At 64.4% G+C, this 16,115-nt stretch carries 15 protein-coding genes and 1 pseudogene; 10 read left to right on the top strand and 6 right to left on the bottom strand.

All coding sequences use genetic code 11. The features are described 5' to 3' along the window. Nucleotides 1–19 precede the first annotated feature (19 nt). From HMPREF2559_RS06655 to HMPREF2559_RS13495, 3 genes and pseudogenes are all read left to right on the top strand, one after another. Nucleotides 20–964 carry a YbjN domain-containing protein gene (locus HMPREF2559_RS06655; protein WP_066487102.1) on the top strand — a complete coding sequence of 315 codons (945 nt, stop codon included), beginning with the start codon at nucleotides 20–22 and terminating at the stop codon, nucleotides 962–964. 179 nt (nucleotides 965–1,143) lie between these two features. After that, the gene (locus tag HMPREF2559_RS06660; protein ID WP_070539989.1) at nucleotides 1,144–2,352 is read left to right on the top strand and encodes a YbjN domain-containing protein; all 1,209 of its coding nucleotides are present in this window, start codon (nucleotides 1,144–1,146) and stop codon (nucleotides 2,350–2,352) included. A 284-nt stretch (nucleotides 2,353–2,636) separates the two neighbouring features. Next, nucleotides 2,637–2,810, top strand: a pseudogene (locus tag HMPREF2559_RS13495) (winged helix-turn-helix transcriptional regulator); the annotation flags it as partial. Here HMPREF2559_RS13495 and HMPREF2559_RS06665 read toward each other — a convergent pair. Together HMPREF2559_RS06665 and HMPREF2559_RS06670 are read right to left on the bottom strand one after the other, a co-directional pair. Further along, nucleotides 2,734–3,207, bottom strand: coding sequence for a hypothetical protein (locus tag HMPREF2559_RS06665; RefSeq protein WP_068802199.1), 474 nt, complete (start codon nucleotides 3,205–3,207; stop codon nucleotides 2,734–2,736). The pseudogene HMPREF2559_RS13495 and the gene HMPREF2559_RS06665 sit on opposite strands and share 77 nt — an antisense overlap. 137 nt (nucleotides 3,208–3,344) lie before the next feature. After that, on the bottom strand, nucleotides 3,345–4,070 hold the full coding sequence (locus tag HMPREF2559_RS06670; RefSeq protein WP_070539991.1) for a hypothetical protein: 726 nt from the start codon (nucleotides 4,068–4,070) through the stop codon (nucleotides 3,345–3,347). A 354-nt stretch (nucleotides 4,071–4,424) separates the two neighbouring features. Here HMPREF2559_RS06670 and HMPREF2559_RS06675 point away from each other — a divergent pair, with 354 nt between their 5' ends. The 5 genes from HMPREF2559_RS06675 (at nucleotide 4,425) to HMPREF2559_RS06695 (ending at nucleotide 10,559) form a co-directional block, all read left to right on the top strand. Further along, entirely contained in the window at nucleotides 4,425–5,006 is a 582-nt protein-coding gene (locus HMPREF2559_RS06675) for a TetR family transcriptional regulator (protein WP_066487118.1), read from the top strand. A 19-nt stretch (nucleotides 5,007–5,025) separates the two neighbouring features. Beyond that, nucleotides 5,026–7,188, top strand: a complete 2,163-nt coding sequence (gene glgX / locus HMPREF2559_RS06680) for a glycogen debranching protein GlgX (RefSeq protein ID WP_066510177.1) — start codon at nucleotides 5,026–5,028, stop codon at nucleotides 7,186–7,188. 21 nt (nucleotides 7,189–7,209) lie between these two features. After that, nucleotides 7,210–8,679 (top strand): exonuclease domain-containing protein, encoded by a 1,470-nt coding sequence (locus tag HMPREF2559_RS06685; protein ID WP_233423580.1) that lies wholly within the window; start codon nucleotides 7,210–7,212, stop codon nucleotides 8,677–8,679. Nucleotides 8,680–8,814: 135 nt separating this feature from the next. After that, nucleotides 8,815–9,540 carry a hypothetical protein gene (locus tag HMPREF2559_RS06690; RefSeq protein ID WP_066487124.1) on the top strand — a complete coding sequence of 242 codons (726 nt, stop codon included), beginning with the start codon at nucleotides 8,815–8,817 and terminating at the stop codon, nucleotides 9,538–9,540. 38 nt (nucleotides 9,541–9,578) lie between these two features. After that, the gene (locus HMPREF2559_RS06695; protein ID WP_066487126.1) at nucleotides 9,579–10,559 is read left to right on the top strand and encodes a GTP pyrophosphokinase; all 981 of its coding nucleotides are present in this window, start codon (nucleotides 9,579–9,581) and stop codon (nucleotides 10,557–10,559) included. Between the two features lie 8 nt (nucleotides 10,560–10,567). On the opposite strand, the gene HMPREF2559_RS06700 is transcribed toward HMPREF2559_RS06695, so the two are convergent. The 4 genes from HMPREF2559_RS06700 to ilvA all read right to left on the bottom strand — a co-directional run bounded on the left by HMPREF2559_RS06700 (nucleotide 10,568) and on the right by ilvA (nucleotide 13,220). Then, nucleotides 10,568–10,951, bottom strand: coding sequence for an RNA-binding S4 domain-containing protein (locus HMPREF2559_RS06700; protein WP_066487127.1), 384 nt, complete (start codon nucleotides 10,949–10,951; stop codon nucleotides 10,568–10,570). A gap of 14 nt (nucleotides 10,952–10,965) precedes the next feature. Beyond that, entirely contained in the window at nucleotides 10,966–11,202 is a 237-nt protein-coding gene (locus tag HMPREF2559_RS06705; RefSeq protein WP_066487265.1) for a hypothetical protein, read from the bottom strand. 61 nt (nucleotides 11,203–11,263) lie between these two features. Next, nucleotides 11,264–11,908, bottom strand: a complete 645-nt coding sequence (locus HMPREF2559_RS06710) for a YigZ family protein (RefSeq protein ID WP_066510172.1) — start codon at nucleotides 11,906–11,908, stop codon at nucleotides 11,264–11,266. 25 nt (nucleotides 11,909–11,933) lie between these two features. Then, complete coding sequence (gene ilvA / locus HMPREF2559_RS06715; RefSeq protein WP_066487129.1) at nucleotides 11,934–13,220, bottom strand: threonine ammonia-lyase IlvA; 1,287 nt, start codon at nucleotides 13,218–13,220, stop codon at nucleotides 11,934–11,936. 165 nt (nucleotides 13,221–13,385) lie between these two features. On the opposite strand from ilvA, the gene HMPREF2559_RS06720 reads away from it, so the two are divergent. Next, nucleotides 13,386–15,302: a choice-of-anchor I family protein gene (locus HMPREF2559_RS06720; protein WP_070539994.1), complete on the top strand. Its 1,917-nt coding sequence runs from the start codon at nucleotides 13,386–13,388 to the stop codon at nucleotides 15,300–15,302. Between the two features lie 103 nt (nucleotides 15,303–15,405). Continuing rightward, nucleotides 15,406–16,074 (top strand): hypothetical protein, encoded by a 669-nt coding sequence (locus HMPREF2559_RS06725; RefSeq protein ID WP_070539997.1) that lies wholly within the window; start codon nucleotides 15,406–15,408, stop codon nucleotides 16,072–16,074. Nucleotides 16,075–16,115 lie beyond the last annotated feature (41 nt).

Consider the following 16,115-nt stretch of genomic DNA (forward strand, 5'->3'; position numbering starts at 1 on the left):
ACCTCGGGAGGTGACCGCAGTGAATAACTCGAAGGCCGCACGCCCTGTGACCCTCGCACGACTTGCTCGCGCGGCACGGCTCGCCGGACATAGCGCCATTACCCAGAAGCCCACGCTCCTTGTCTTCGACCATGGCTCGATTGCAACCACCACCATTGAGCCGGATGAGGGCGATCCGGAATCCCCGGAATACATCGTGACGACCACGCACCACACTCCGCTGAGCTTCGACGCGTTGCGCGACGCCGCGGAGCTCGTCAACGACTGGAACCACGACTGTCTCACGCCCACGCTCGTGCTCAACTTCGACAGCACGGACGAGGTCGGAATAACGGGAACCACGGTCATCGATGGGCGCCAGGGCATGACGGACGAACAGCTCGTCGCCGCCGCGGATCAGGCCATCGATAACGCCTCGGCCTTTGTGCACAAGCTCGTGGAGCGCTTCCCTACCGTCACGCTCACCCCGCCGGTAACGCTGCGCGATGAGGGACTCGCGTCTGAACCGGACGATGCCTTCGATAACCAGGCCTACGCCGTGGACACTGACCGTATCGCCGCGTCGCTCGCGTCCATCGGCATTGACAAACTCCAACGAACCGACGCTACCGAAGGCAAGGCCATTTACGCCTGGATTAACGAGGTCCTCTTCGCCTTCGTCCTCGACAATGGTCCGTCCCTCGTGGTTAAGGGGCACTGGGACCCGGATCTCCCCGGCTCGGAGTTCCTCCGCGCCTTCCTCGTGTGCAATGACTTCAACCGCATGTCTGACTCACCAGTGGCCTATTGCCACAGCAACGTGGACGGCCTGCAGATTCGTCTCGACCTCGCCGTGACCGTCGCCGCCGGCATGACAGACCGCCAGCTGCGTTCCACGCTGGGCACCGCGCTCAAGACCATGCTCCACGGCGTAGACCACATCTCCAAAGAAGTCTCCGGGCAATCGCCCGTCTCCTGGCCCTAACGCGCATTAGCCCGGCCTGTGCGAGAGTGTTCGACGGTGTTCGAGAACGTTCGACAGTGTTCGAATACTTTCGATATAACCGGGGCTCGTGTCGAGGGGGTCGCTTAGTGTAGCTGCCGTGGGAGAAACCCCTAATTCTCCCCTCCACTACCCCTACGACATTCAAGGAGGCGGTCTCAATGACCCCCGATTCTTCTTCAGTAGCTTTCCCCGCGACCACGGATACGGCTCGCCCGTTAACCTTCGACCGCGTCGTAGACGTCGTCGACGCGCTCATTGACCACTTCAAGAGCGACGCGGACAAGGCGGAGATTACCTTCCGCCTGTCTAAGTTCAACGTCCTCATCGCCCTGGCCGGAAAGTGGGGCGAGGTACTCCTCGTCAAAGGCACCCTCAACGCGAGCGTTGATCCGCGTCTGGCTGGATACTTGGCACAAACCATCAACGACATGAACACGCGCCGCATGGTGCCCGTGGCCTACACATCCGTCACGGAGCGCGGCTATCTCCTGACCCATCTGCGTGCGTCGCTCGACGCGGAAGCGTGGGTCACGGACGCGCAGCTGCGCGACTTCCTCGACACCGCCATCAGCACGATGGTGGATGCGGTGCGCGAACTGAGCGAAGCCGTCCCCGAGGTCGTCGGTCCGCCTGACGGCTACGCGGAGGCCATGGGCGAGGCCCCCACCACAACTCCCCTACCCGTCACGGCGGACCGCATTCGCGCGGCGCTCAGCGCGGAAGGCATCGTGCACACGCAGGTCTCCGAGGACGAGATGACCGTACGCTGCCGGATCGAAGGTAGGTGGACTTTCTTCCGCATCATCAACGATGGCCGCTGGCTCACCATCCGCACGTTCTCCCAGGACAAAGGGGAGCTCTCCCAGCTCTTCGCCATCTCGGCGGTGCTCGATGACTATAACGCGGGTGATGCCTGGCTGCTTGCCAGCGCCACCGTCCACGAGGACGAGGTGCAGGTCTCGCTCGCCCGCAACTGGCTCATTGGCAACGGCATGACTGCAGCCCAGCTGCGCTATGCCGTGCACACCGCGGTCCACGGTGCCTACATCTCTTTCGAGTCCCTGGAGCCGCAGCTCGCGCCGTTGCTCGCGCCGCAGCTGCCGGAAATCACCCGCACGGAGGAGGCGGAAGACGCCATCCAGCTCTTCGCTGCGGACTCGGACACTGCAGACGACCCCGCCGAGGATGAGGACTGGGTCGACGAGGACTGGGAGGAGTGGGAAGACGAGGACTACGTCGAGCGTCCCGTCGATCCCAATCAGATGGGTCTCGACTTGGGTCTCACGGATGATGAAGCGGAAAAGGCCGAGGACGCGGCAGAGGAAGACGAACGCGGCGAGGACGGCACAACCCCGCAGGCCGAATAAGCCTCGCAGAGTGGCCTCACTGGGAGCGCGTGCTGTGTAGCGTAAGTCACATGCGAAGCCTCACAGTGCGCGCGATGGAAGGCTGCCCGTTCAAAACGGCGATGATGCTCATCTGCGGCTGTTGGAAGGTCACGCTCATTCAGGCTCTGCTCGACGCGAACAAGCCACTACGCTACAGCGAGCTGCGGGACGCCGCGGGGGCGAGGTCTCGGACCGTACACACACCCGGCAGCTGCGCGAGCTCACGGACGATGGGCTCGTGATCTGCGAGGTCTACCCCGAGTTCCCCGCCGCGCGTGGAGTACGCGCTTACGCCCACCGCGCGGCGGCTCGAGCCGATTATCGCCGAGCATCAGGCCTGGGGCGGCTTCGGCTCTGAGTTCAGGGCTCGGACGGCTCGGCGCTCACTTCCCCTGGGGTGTCTGGGGCGTCGTCTTCCCAGTCGACGTCCGCGCTGATAAACGCCGCAGACCAGTAGGCAAACATCGCCATAAACGGCGCCGCGGCCCACCCGATGTCGGGCTGCATGGGCGGGGTCCACTGGACCGTCTCCCCGGGCTCGGAGGGCAGGTGCGTTGCTGTGAGGGAGCCGGCGTAATAGAACGCCACCGCGCTCGCGAGGGCAGCGACGCCGACCCACAGCAACATGCCTAACCCGCGCTGGCGTGCGCCGCGCAGATAGGCCCCGAGGGCAAGGAGCACTCCCCCAAGTCCAGTGAGGAGAACGAACCAGACGAAGGAACCGAACTCGATATCGGCGAGGGTCTCGACCGCGTAGCCGCCACCATCCACCTCATGTCCGGTGAGCACCGGCCGGAAGTGCCCCCACACGGCGCCAGCAGCCGAGAATGCCACGAGTGCACATGCAAGCAACCCCGCACCGAAACCGACGGTGCGGGGTATGGACGGGCGTCGAACCCGAGTACCGCGAGTAATCATAGGCCTTGTAGCCTACTCTGCCCGCGCGAAGATAGCGTAAGCCACGTGTGCGATTAGGACGCCGGGTTGCAGAATTTCCAGGCGCCGCCCTCGTTTTCAAAGATCATGGTGTTGGTCTCGGAACCCGCCGGGCTGTTGACGGTCACGTTGGCCGAGGCCGTGTTGCCGTTGACGCGCACGTCCTGGATGTCCGTGGTCGTCTTGGAGAAGTTGTCGCGAATCTGCTGGTTGTACGGCTCCAGGATGGCCTTCTGGTCTGCCGGCAGGTTATCAAACTGAGACAGGTCCAGGTTGGCGAGCGAAAGCTGCTCGCCGTTGGGGCCCACCTGCTGATTCTCGTTGATCACGCGGGCACATGTGTTATCGCGGGTGTACTGCGCCAGCGAGCGCACATCCTGCTGCTTGTAGGTGCCGTTGATGAGGTTGGTGATGGTTTCCTTCGTCGCGTCATCACCAGCATCGCCTTCGACCGGAGCGAAGGTGGTGGCCTCAGCAGCGGCGCCGTTCTCGAACGGGTTGACCAGGGTGGACGGTGCAGCCTCAGCGTTATCTCCCTCCGCCGGCTTGTTGTCCTCCTCCGGCGCAGCGGACTCTTCCTTCGGCTTCTCCGCGGAGGGAGCCTCAGACGACGGGGCGGCGCTCTCAGACGGAGCTTCCTTCGAAGTCGCGGTCGTCTTAGCCGTCGTCGAGCCGGTAGCGGCGTTGTCCGCCTCCTCGTCGTTACCGCACGCTGCCAATGTCAGGGGCAGAACAAGGGCGAGGGCAGCAATGGACTTCATGGCGGGGGTTCGAAGGGACAAAATGACTCCAGACGTGTAAAAGAATTGTATTCACTCACAGCGCACTGACACGGGCGCAGGGCCGTAGGGTATCAGTTTCCCTTCCCTAGCTGGGAAGGAGAAACCTGGCTCCACACGCTCGTGAGGGTGACAGTGTTACTGCATGAGAGCGCGCCGCACTCGCGGCGTGACGTGAGTAGTCTATCAATCGGTTCATTGGTTAATAGTGGAGACAACCTCAAAGTTCCCTGTGAAACCTGAGGGAAGAGCTTATGGATCGCTGGCTCACCGCACGCACCTGTCCACACTCGGGTTCTCCCCTCGCCGTCGAGCTGCTGTCTAGAATGGGCAAGCGTGCACTTAAACCGCGAAACGATCATCGACACCGCTCTCCAGCTTTTGGATGATTATGGTCTGGCCGACATGACCATGCGCCGTGTCGCCACGACGCTTGGCGTCGCCCCCGGCGCGTTGTATTGGCACATCGCGAACAAGCAGGCGCTCATCGCCGCCATCGCCGAGGCCATCGTCGCACCGATCGACGGAGAGACCCCCACGGCCCTCGCGCTCGACCTACGCCGGTGTCTGCTTGCCCACCGCGATGGCGCCGAGGTCACCTCCGCCGGCTTGTCCCAGCCTGGCAATGCCACGTGGGAACGGCTCGTAGACCGGTTCGTCGCCGCGGTCCGCGCGACGTCGTCCGCACCGGAGGAAGAGTTGCTTACTGGCGCCCACGCCATTATTTACCTGGTGCTCGGCTCAGCCACCATGGAACAGGCACGCACGCAGCTCGCGGAAGCCACGGGGGCATCGGAAGCCGCAGACACTGAGCCCGCGGATGGTATGACTGAGTCGCAGGACGCACGCGTTCCTGAAGGTGCAAACGATCTCTTGCGGGGCGTGGGAATCGTTATCAGTGGGCTAGGCGCGCGCTAGTCCATTATTCTGGTGCATTATGACTGAGACTTTTACTGTGAGACCGGGCCAGCCCTATCCGCTGGGCTCCACGTTTGATGGCACGGGCACCAACTTCGCAATCTTCTCCGAAGCCGCAACGAAAGTCGAGTTGTGCCTCATTGATCCACGCGGCAAAGAAACCCGCGTCGAGCTCAAGGAAGTCCACGCCCACGTGTGGCACGCCTACCTCCCCGAGGTTGGCCCCGGCCAGGCTTATGGTTACCGCGTCCATGGAGAATACGCACCGGAACGCGGCCTGCGCTGCGATCCCTCCAAGCTCCTCGTCGACCCCTACGCCCGCGCGTTCCAGGGCGAGTTCGACGGCGACGCCTCGCTGTATTCTTACGACATCCACGCCGAGCCTGCCGGGACCGGGCGCAATGAGGATGACTCGCTCGGCCACACCATGCTCTCCGTTGTCATCAACCCCTTCTTCGACTGGCAGGGCGACCACCGCCCCAATGTTCCGGATGAGGAAGCGGTCATTTATGAAACGCACGTCAAGGGCATGACTATGACTCATCCGGACATCCCGGAGGCCATGCGCGGCACCTACGCGGGTATGGGCCACCCCGCGATGATCGACTACCTCAAGGACCTAGGCATCACCACGGTCGAGCTCATGCCGGTCCACCAGTTCCTCCAAGATGATCGTCTGCGCGCTATCGGCCTGCGTAACTACTGGGGCTACAACACCTTTGGCTTCTTCGCCCCCCAGGCGGACTACGCCATGGCGAATAAGCCGGGCGAAATCGTCGCCGAGTTTAAGTCCATGGTGCGCAGCCTTCACGCCGCGGGCCTCGAGGTCATCCTCGATGTGGTCTACAACCACACGGCCGAGGGCAACCACCTGGGCCCCACCATCGCTTTCCGCGGTATCGACAACAAGGCGTATTACCGCGTCGTCGAGGGCGACGAGGCGCACTACATGGACTACACCGGCACCGGTAACTCCCTCAACGTCCGTCACCCGCACTCGCTGCAGCTCATCATGGATTCGCTGCGCTATTGGGTCACGGAGATGCACGTCGACGGCTTCCGCTTCGACCTCGCCTCCACGCTCGCGCGCGAATTGGATGACGTTTCCAAGCTCGCGACCTTCTTCGACTTGGTCCAGCAGGACCCGGTGGTCAGCCAGGTCAAGCTCATCGCCGAGCCCTGGGATATCGGCCACAACGGCTACCAGGTGGGCAACTTCCCGCCCATCTGGTGTGAGTGGAACGGCAAGTACCGCGACACGGTCCGCGACTTCTGGCGCGGCGAGCCCGCCACCCTGGGCGAATTCGCCTCGCGTCTTACCGGTTCGTCCGATCTCTACGCCAACAACGGCCGCCGCCCCACGGCGTCCATCAACTTCATCACGGCGCATGACGGCTTCACGCTCAAGGATTTAGTGAGCTACAACGAGAAGCACAACATGGCCAACGGCGAGGACAACCGTGACGGCGAGTCCCATAACCGTTCTTGGAATTGCGGCGTGGAAGGCCCCACGGAGGACCACGATATTCGCAAGCTGCGCCGCCGCCAGCAGCGTAACTTCATTACGACGCTGCTGCTTAGCCAGGGCACGCCGATGATCTGCCATGGCGACGAGTTCGGCCGCACCCAAAACGGCAATAACAACGCGTACTGCCAGGACAATGAGCTCGCATGGATGGACTGGTCCATGCTCAATCTGGATAAGAACTCAGAGTTCTTCGGCTTCGTCAAGCGCGTGCTGGGGATCCGCAGCAAGCACCCAGTCTTCCGCCGCCAGCGCTTCCTCACCGGCGGCCCCCTGGGCTCCGACGTCCGCGACCGCGATATCGCGTGGATGGTGCCGTCCGGCAAGCTCATGACGCAGGACGACTGGGACCATGACTTCGGCCGCGCCATCATGGTCTACTTCAATGGCTCCGCCATTTCGGAGACGGATGAGTTCGGCCAGCCCATCAAGGATGATTCTTTCATTCTCATCTTCAACGCGCACGACGGCGACATCGAGTTCACCCTGCCGGGCCGCGAGTTGGGCGGCAAGTGGAAGCTCATGGTCGATACGGCCGATTCTGGTGGCTACCCCGCTGAGGACACCTTCATTGAGGCGGGCGGTACGCTGACGTGTCAGGACCGCACCACGATGGTGCTCAAACAGGTCGAGCCCCCGCAGTTCGACGAGGATTAGAAAGGCCAAGACCGAAGTTCCGTGACGTCGCCTAGCACTCCCACCATTTATGCCCACGGCGCAACCGTAGAGCTCACGCCCACCTCCGCGGTCATCCTGCGCTCCCAGCTGGCCGCCTCCCTTGGTGCGCCCGCGCGCGAGGTTGTCGCCTTCGAGGACCTCCAGTCCGTGGAGTCCACCGAGCCTGGCCCCGCCGCCTTCGGCGCCCTGCGCCTTGTCACCCCGCAGGAAACCTTCACCGTGCGCTTTGCCCCGCGCACCGGCACCACGACCCCGGCTGCCGATGCCGCCTCGCTCATCGATGCAGTCCGCCACGGCGAGGTGCCTACCGCCGGCGTCGCCGTCGAGGGCCTGGACTTCACCGTCATCGACGTGGAAACCGCCAACGACAACTGGGGTTCCGTGTGCGCCATCGGTGCTGTCCGCTTCCGCGATGGCCTCGAGGTCGAATCCCGCTCGTGGCTGTGCACGCCCCCGCCCGGCATGGAGGACTTTTCCGAGTTCAACATTGGCATCCACGGCATCACGCCGGAGGATGTCAAGGACGCCCCGTCCTTCGCCACGGCGCTGGGTGAGATGCTCGAGTTCCTCGGCGACGACGTCTTCGTGGCGCACAACGTGCAATTCGACTCGACTGCACTGCGCGTCGGCGCGGCCGCTGCGGGCGTAGAGCTGCCCGCCATCACGCTTGCCTGCTCGCTGGCGCTCTCGCGCGACGCTTCGAAGGCGGGTCGCATCGACGTGCCCAACCACAAGCTCCCCACCATGGCCGCCGCCGTGGGCGCACCGCGCTTTCGCCACCACGACGCGACCGAGGACGCCCGCGCCGCTGGCCTCATCATCACCGGTCTGGCCCAAGCCTTCGGCTACGCTGGCGATATCCAGGGCCTCTTCCGCACACGCGAATTCGCCCTGGGCACGCTCACCAACGACGCCGTCATGCCGGTGCTGCGTGCCCGCACCGCGCCCACCTCCCCGGCCGATCTCGGCGCCGGTACCGACTTCCGTGACCAGACGCGCCACCGTGGCGCAACCACGCCCTCCGCTGCCAACGAGGCTGCGCTCTTCGATCTCGATGGCGCGCTCTCCTCTGCTGCTTCCGCTGACTCCCACGCCGCGCGTGAGAAGGCGGAGAAGCGCTCCCGCAACCGCCCGGCTCCGTGGGATGCCGTCGCGACGCCGAATACCGTGCCCGAGCCCAACGAGGACGCGGACCCGAACGGTCCGCTCTTTGGCCAGCATGTCACGCTCACCGGCGACTTTGATCCCTTCGACAAGGGAACACTATGGAATGGCATCGCCGAGCGCGGCGGCCAGGCTGCAAAGTCCGTGACGAAGAAGACGACCATCCTCGTTCTCGGCACGTGGGCCACGAAGACCTCCAAGGAGAAGAAGGCTGAGGAGCTCATCGCCAAGGGCCAGGACATCCAGCTCTGGCCTAAGGACAAGCTGCTCGCCGAGTTGGGGCTCGACGAAGAGCCGCCCTTCTAAGCCGAGGCAGCAGCCTCCGGTAGGCGCAGGATATTTACTGGACTCAGGGAACCTTTCTGGGATGCGGACAGTCCAATATGAGTGACTCTCGTATCTCTCGCAGTCTCTTTCGGCTGCGCACTGAAAGGCTCTCTCATGTCCGTCTCTTTGCTCGAAAGGCACACCTCCGCCCCGCTCCTCGCTCCGGAACTCCTCTTTCCTGCGCTGCGCCCGCACAACGTCTCGACGCGGCCGCGGCTGAGCGAAGACGGTTTCTTCGATTCCGTTGCCACCGTCGGCCTCTGCGCTGGCCATGACATGCAGCTGCGCTGCGGCACGGGGCTCACCGAACTCGGCGAATCCCCCTCCGTGGGAGTGAGCCTGCGCGCCCTCTCCGAATGGGACATGACGGTCAACCACGCCTGGACAACCGCGGCGCACAACGTGCTGCGCGCGGCGCACACCTCGCGAGGCTACCGCTTCCAATCCCGCCCGGCGCGCGACGTCCTCGATACCCGGGCGCACGGAGTCCAAGTACGTTCGCCGGGCGTGCCCATCACGGCGTGGCTCACGCATCCACTCACCTTCAATATCCTGCACGAGCACTTCGCTGCGGAATTGGGTGTCGCTCCCTCTGCCCGGCGCGCCCAGCCGAAACTGGGCTCGGGCTACGCCGGCCGCCACATCCACGGCGGACTGGTCTATCTCGCGCCGGCACCCGACGTACTCTTTATCTTCCGCGGGCTCGCCGCCCACCACGCGGACGGTCTCCATGGTCGCGCCACGGCATTCGCTGGACTCCGGTTGCCGTCCACGGCGCTGGCCCCACTACTATGGTGTCACGGATTCCCTCGCGTGCTTCCCGGCACCTCGCTGGGGTAAAACGGCACGCCAACCAGACCCCGAGAAAGGACAGTACTGTGCCTGAGCATGCTATCTCCCAACTCGGAAACCGCTATCACGAGTGGGTGCGCACCCACCCGAATGCTGCGACGGAATTTTCCGAAGCCATCGAGGACGTCCTCGATGACGCCGGCGTGGTCTACGACCGCGTCGCCACGCGTGTCAAGGGCTGGCCGTCGCTGAAGAAGAAGGCAAAGAAGCGCGACGCGGACGGCGCCCTGGCTTATCCCGATCCGTGGAATGACATTCATGACCTCGTCGGTGCGCGCGTCACCGTGTTCAACTCCACCGTTATCCCGCAAGCCATCGACATCCTGGGGCGTTCTTTCACGGTGCTGCGCAGTGTGGACAAGGCAGCAGAAACCCGCATTTCCGGCGGCTTCGGCTACGGCTCGCACCACCTCGTCCTGCAGGTCAACGACTCCCTGGAAGAGCTCGCCGAGTACGAAGGCTTTACCTTCGAGGTGCAAATCCGCACCGTCCTGCAGCACGCCTGGGCCGAGTTCGAGCATGATATCCGCTACAAGCAGGGCCCCAAGCCGCCCACGGCCCAAGTCGACCGTCTCTTCACACTTGCTGCGGGCCTGATCGAGCTCGCGGATCAACAGTTCGATGACATCGCGGCACTCATGGAGGTCGGCCCCGCCCCGCAAGATTCCGTGGAGATCAACGCCGAAACGCTTCCTGGCGTGCTCGCTGTCCTCCTCGGCGACGCGTTCCCCCGCCCGCGTTCTGAGCACATCCGGTTCCTCGCCGAGCTGCTCGAGGCCAACAATATCGACACCCTCGCTAAGCTCGAGGCCCTCCTTAATGAGCGCGACATCATCCGCGTACGCGAGGCCATGCGCTACCGCTACAAGCCGGGACAGGTCCGCCTCATCGACGACCTGCTGCTTCTGCACTTTGGCAAGGAGCACATCGAGGCCACCGCGGAGCTCGGCGACCGTGGCGACCGCCGCAAGCGCCTCCACCGGCGCCTCAAGCAGCTGCGCGCTTAGCCGTCACGCTAGCGGAACCCGCCGCGGAACTTCTCCATCTGGCGCCGCTCGCGCTTGGTAGGGCGTCCGGCGCCGCGATCGCGTACGGGCAGCGCCGGCATGAACTCCTTGGGCGGGGGCGGCGGTGCATGGTCGATGTAACACGTGCGCGCCACCGGCGCACCCACGCGCTTGCGTACCGTCGCGAGGACTTCCAAGTCGTGTTCGTGGTGGTTGCGCCACACGCGCACGCGGTCGCCTGGCACGACGTGCTGCGCAGGCTTCGTCGCGTTGCCGTTGAGCTTGACGTGTCCCGCCTTCACCGCATTCGCGGCCTCCGAGCGCGTCTTAAACATGCGCACGGCCCATACCCACGCGTCGATGCGGACGGGCTTTCCATCGGGTTGAGTCATAGAGACACCCCGGCTTAGTACTGGTCCTTGTGGTTGACGATCGAGCGCACCTTGGACCAGTTGTACACGCCGCCCACAACGGCGACGATGAGGCCAATCATGAAGAAGAACGTGCCATGTGTAAAGACCCACGCCGCAAGGACGCCGCCGCCCAGGCCCGCCGCGACGGAAATCACGGCGTTGCGGGAGTATTTGCGCACGTCTTGCTTGCGCTTCTCAATCGGATTGTTGGGGCGTCGCTGCATAGTCATGCCGGCCATTCTACCTTCGATAAGCGGCTGCGCCGGGTAGTTCCAGCCATGCCGTGAGCGATCAAGCTCGGTCCAGCTCGACCCAGCGCTCCCCTGCTGCTTTCGATGCCACCGCGCCCTGCGTAAGCGCCGCAAGCTCGGCGTCGAGTGTCTCCTGGCCGCCAGGCTCCAGCGCCAGAGTGAACGTCACTTGCGCGCCATAGGAGGTGTCCACCACCGCATAGCCACGCCCGCGTAGCTCGGCCTCAAGTCGCCCGGCCACACCATGATCAACGTCGACGGAATAGAGCTCACGCAGCGCCCTAGTCACACGCGGGACCTTCTCGAGCGTCTCACTCACCGCGCCGCCGTAAGCGTGGACGAGCCCGCCCGCGCCAAGTTTCACCCCACCGAAGTAGCGCACGACGACGGCCACAATGTCGAGCATGCCCGAGCCGCGCAGCACGTCGAGCATGGGACGGCCCGCCGTGCCCGAGGGCTCCCCGTCGTCGGAGGAACGCTCCACCGGGTTGGCTGCGTCGACGTGGTAAAGGTACGCCGAGCAATGGTGGCGGGCATCAGGAAAGCGCGCGCGGGCGGCATCGATAAACTCGCGCGCCTCCGCCTCGTCCCGAGCGCGGCCAATCAACGTGATGAACCGCGAACGCTTGATCTCAATCTCGTGCTCGACGGGCGCGCCTTCGACCGGGCGCTCATAAGAATCCATAAGCCCCTACCCTAGCGGGCGCAACTTAGTGCGACGCCACCAAGTAGTCGTACTCCGAGGTGCCCGGCTTCAGGTGCTGGCACGAAATCTTGGAATTCGACATGCGCTCAAGCAAGCCATCCAAGTCAGCCGCGCGGCCCAGCTCCACGCCGACGAGCGCTGCGCCCGTCTCGCGGTTATTGCGCTTCAAGTACTCAAAGAGCGTGATGTCATCGTCCGGGCCCAGGATTTCCGTAAGGAAGTGGCGCAGCTGCCCCGGCTCTTGCGGGAAGTTCACCAGGAAGTAGTGCTTGAGCCCGCGGTGCACGAGCGAGCGTTCCATGACCTCGTTGTAGCGCAGCACGTCATTGTTGCCGCCCGAGATGACGCACACGACCACGGAATCCGGCGTGAGCTTGAGGTCGCGCAGGCCCGTGACGGACAGGGCGCCAGCGGGCTCGGCGATGATGCCCTCGTTCTGGTACAGGCCAAGCATCTCCGTACACACGGCCCCCTCGGAGACGGTGGACCAGTGCAGGCGCCCTTGGTTGGCCTCGAGGACCTGGAAGGGCAGGTCGCCAATGCGCTTGACGGCCGCGCCATCCACGAAGGGATCGACGGACTCCAAGGTCACCGGCTCGTTCGCCGCGAACGCTGCGGTGAGCGAGGCAGCGCCGGCCGGCTCGATGCCGATAATCGCCGTGCGCGGCGCCATGTCCGCAAGGTACGACGTGATGCCGGAGAGCAGCCCGCCGCCACCCACGGGGACGACGATGGCGTCGAGCGACTTGCCCAAGGAGGCCAGCTGGCTCACGACCTCCGCGGCGATGGTGCCCTGGCCGGTGATCGTGTCGCGCGCGTCGAAGGGTTCGATGAAGATGGAGCCGCGCTCGGCGGCATCGGCATGCGCGGCCGCCGCGGCCTCGTCAAAGTTCGCGCCGGTGACGACGAGCTCGACCATGTCGCCGCCGTGGACCACGATGCGGTCGCGCTTCTGCTTGGGCGTCGGCTCCGGCACGTAGATCTTGCCTTGGATGCCCATGGTCCGGCAGGCATACGCCACGCCCTGCGCGTGGTTGCCGGCCGAGGCCGTCACGATACCGTGCGCGCGCTGTTCCGGCGTGAGATTCGTGATGGAAAACAGAGCGCCGCGGATCTTATAGGAACGCACGTCCTGGAGATCCTCGCGCTTCAGGTAAACCTCGCAGCCCGTTTCCTGGGACAGTCGCGGGCAGTACTGCAACGGCGTCGGCGCAATCTCCGAGGAAATTCGTGCCTGGGCCTGGCTGATATCGGAGGCGTGAATGGGCTCGAATACTGCGGAGTTAGTCATGCTGAGTCATTTTAGACCCCATGGTCGCCGCCCGCGCGATTACCTAGCGATCGACCGATTAGTCCGGCATTTCATCTCACTTTTACCTCTGTGTTAACCCTGTGTTACCTGCATGCACTTGGATGTTGCCTCGTCATATTTCTCGTACTCTCAAGGAGCTCATGTATGGCCATCCGCCGCACTCTCGCCCTGTGCACGCTCGCCGCGACCACGCTCACCGTCCCCGCCATTCCGGCCCAAGCCACCATCGTCGCCTCTCCCATCGTCGATTCCGTTGCCGACGCCTCGCTCAAGGTCGAGCCGCTCGGCGCCTACGACTCTGGCGTGCTTGGCGAGTCCGCCGCGGAGATCGTCGCTTTCCACGCCGCGTCGAAGCGCATCCTCGCCGTCAACGCGCACTCCGGCGAAATCGACATCCTCGACGCCTCGGATCCGGCCGCGCCGCACAAGGTCGGCGTCGTCTCCGCCGGCGGCGACCAGGAGATCAACTCCGTCGCCGTGCGCCCCGACGGCCTGGCTGTCGCCGCAGTCCAGCAGGCCGATAAGACGCAGGACGGCGAGGCCCTCTTCTTCAACGCTGCCACCGGCAAGGAGCTCGGCCGCGTCACCATCGGTGCCTTGCCCGATAACGTCCACCTCACCGCGGATGGGAAGTTCGCCCTGCTCGCCAACGAGGGCGAGCCGTCCAACGAGCTCACCGCCGAGGGCACGGACTACGTCGCAGACCCCACCGGCTCCGTGTCCGTCATCGCCTTGCCTTCCGATGCCGCCGCCCCCACCCAGGCAGACGTCCGCACCGCTGGCTTCGAGGCGTACGACGCGAAGTACGCTGCCGGCGAGCTCGACCCCGCCATCCGCGTCTTCGGTCCTTCCGACGCCGACTCGAAGCCGTCGACCGACTTCGAGCCGGAGTACATCTCCTCTGTTGGCGATACCGCCTACGCGTCGCTGCAAGAGGCGGGCGCCATCGCCATCATCGACATCCCGTCGGCGACCGTCACCGACGTCGTCCCGGCTTTTATCGCGGACCACTCAAAGACCCCGATCGACCCGTCCAACAAGGATGACAAGATCGAGCTGCGCACCCTACCGGTCAAGGGTCTGTCCATGCCGGACTCCATCGGCGCGTTTACTGCCGGCGGCGAAACCTACTTCGCGACGGCCAACGAGGGCGACGCCCGCGAATGGGGCGACGAGGACGGTTCCGGCGTGTACACCGACGAGGCCGAGATCAAGGACCTCATCGAGGATGGCAAGGTCTGCGAGGGCGTCGAACTTCCCGAGGGCTTCGACGACACGTCCTTCGCCGGCAATCTCAAGGTCTCCACCACGTCCGGCTGGAACGAGGAGGAGAGCTGCTTCGACGAGTTCTACGCCTACGGCTCCCGCTCCTTCTCCATCTACGACGCCGCCGGCAACGTCGTCTTCGACTCCGGCTCCGACTTCGAGGAGATCACCGCCCGCCTCCACGAGCAGGGCGTCCTCAACTTCAACGCGGATAACGAGGATCCGGAGGCCGACGACCGCTCCGATAACAAGGGGCCCGAGCCCGAGGCTCTCACCATCGGCAAGGTCGGCGAGCGCACCTACGCCTTCATCGGTGCTGAGCGCGTGGGCGGCATCTTCGTCTACGACGTCACCGACCCGCGCAACGCCCAGTACGTCACCTACGTCAACAACCGCGACTTCTCCGTGGGCTACGACGACAAGAACTACGAGGCCACGAAGGCCGCCGGCGACCTCGGTCCCGAGGGACTTACCTTCGTTGACAAGAAGGACTCCCCCAACGGCGAGTACCTTCTCATCTCCGGCAACGAGGTCTCCGGCACTACGACCGTCTTTAAGGTCACCGACCTCGTGCCCGCCGACGCCGATAACGATGACGACGACCAGGGCGATTCCGGCAGCTCCGCCGCCTCGTCCGACGCCGGTTCCTCGGTCGGCACCGCGTTCGGCGTCGTTGCCGCGGCTCTGGCCGCCGTCCTGGGCATAGTGAGCATAGTTCCGGGCGCACCAGCCAAGCTGCTGCGTCTCCTGCCAGCACCGCTGCGCCACGCCCTGAACTCCGCCCTGGGCCACTAAGCCCCTTGGCGGGGGCATTCCCTCCCGCCAGGCACCCCAACCTGCTAGATTCAGGTGCGTTCCATTTCCGTTCGCACTGTCGTCACCCCAAGGAATAATTCTTATGCGCGCACGTCGTCTCTCAGTCGCGCTGGTCGCCGCAACCAGCACCGCCCTCGCCCTCGTCACGCCGGTCGCTGGCGCCGAAAGCTCCGAGTCTCAGGGCGCCTCCAGCGCTCAGTCCCAGGACTCCGGTTCCTCTGAGGACACAGCAAGTGACGGAGTGAAGCCCGGCGGCGAGGGCAAGGAGGGCACCACCGACGGCACCGCTACCGACGGCGAGAAGACCGACGGCACGGAGACCACGAAGACCGCACTGTCCAAGGAGTGCCAGGCCGAGGTCGACGCCGCCAAGGAAGCCCACAAGAAGGCCGTCAAGGATGGCACCGCAGGTTCTTCGTTCATGGGTCCGCAGGAACTCGCTCTGGGCATCGTCAACGGCTACGGTTCCTCCGGCATGCCCGACAAGCCGGACTGCGTCGAGAAAGAAAAGGATGACAAGCCCGTCGAGCTGCCGGACTGGCTCAAGTGGGCTGAGCTCTCCCCCGAAGGCAAGGAAGCCTTCGCCTGGATCAACCTGATCCTGTCCGTCATCGGTGGCCTCATCGGCCTCGCAAGCACCCTCGTCAAGGTCAATCCGGAGTTCGGCAAGGACATCAACGGCGCGCTCACTGGCATGCTCAAGCAGGTCAACGGCGCGATGAGCAACGCCCAGAAGCAGTTCCGCCTCTAGGGCTACGCAATAAAAAAGGGCGGGTGCGCACATGCGCACCC

Source organism: Corynebacterium sp. HMSC072G08, from assembly GCF_001809185.1.
GTDB classification, from domain to species: Bacteria; Actinomycetota; Actinomycetes; order Mycobacteriales; family Mycobacteriaceae; genus Corynebacterium; species Corynebacterium phoceense.

What these genes read in the sequence shown, in the direction of transcription:
- glgX (WP_066510177.1), top strand. Translation starts at nt 5,026, where the DNA reads ATGACTGAGACTTTTACTGTGAGACCGGGCCAGCCCTATCCGCTGGGC.
- HMPREF2559_RS06670 (WP_070539991.1), bottom strand. Translation starts at nt 4,070, where the DNA reads ATGAAGTCCATTGCTGCCCTCGCCCTTGTTCTGCCCCTGACATTGGCA.
- HMPREF2559_RS06720 (WP_070539994.1), top strand. Translation starts at nt 13,386, where the DNA reads ATGGCCATCCGCCGCACTCTCGCCCTGTGCACGCTCGCCGCGACCACG.
- HMPREF2559_RS06725 (WP_070539997.1), top strand. Translation starts at nt 15,406, where the DNA reads ATGCGCGCACGTCGTCTCTCAGTCGCGCTGGTCGCCGCAACCAGCACC.
- HMPREF2559_RS06705 (WP_066487265.1), bottom strand. Translation starts at nt 11,202, where the DNA reads ATGACTATGCAGCGACGCCCCAACAATCCGATTGAGAAGCGCAAGCAA.
- HMPREF2559_RS06660 (WP_070539989.1), top strand. Translation starts at nt 1,144, where the DNA reads ATGACCCCCGATTCTTCTTCAGTAGCTTTCCCCGCGACCACGGATACG.
- HMPREF2559_RS06690 (WP_066487124.1), top strand. Translation starts at nt 8,815, where the DNA reads ATGTCCGTCTCTTTGCTCGAAAGGCACACCTCCGCCCCGCTCCTCGCT.
- ilvA (WP_066487129.1), bottom strand. Translation starts at nt 13,220, where the DNA reads ATGACTAACTCCGCAGTATTCGAGCCCATTCACGCCTCCGATATCAGC.
- HMPREF2559_RS06700 (WP_066487127.1), bottom strand. Translation starts at nt 10,951, where the DNA reads ATGACTCAACCCGATGGAAAGCCCGTCCGCATCGACGCGTGGGTATGG.
- HMPREF2559_RS06710 (WP_066510172.1), bottom strand. Translation starts at nt 11,908, where the DNA reads ATGGATTCTTATGAGCGCCCGGTCGAAGGCGCGCCCGTCGAGCACGAG.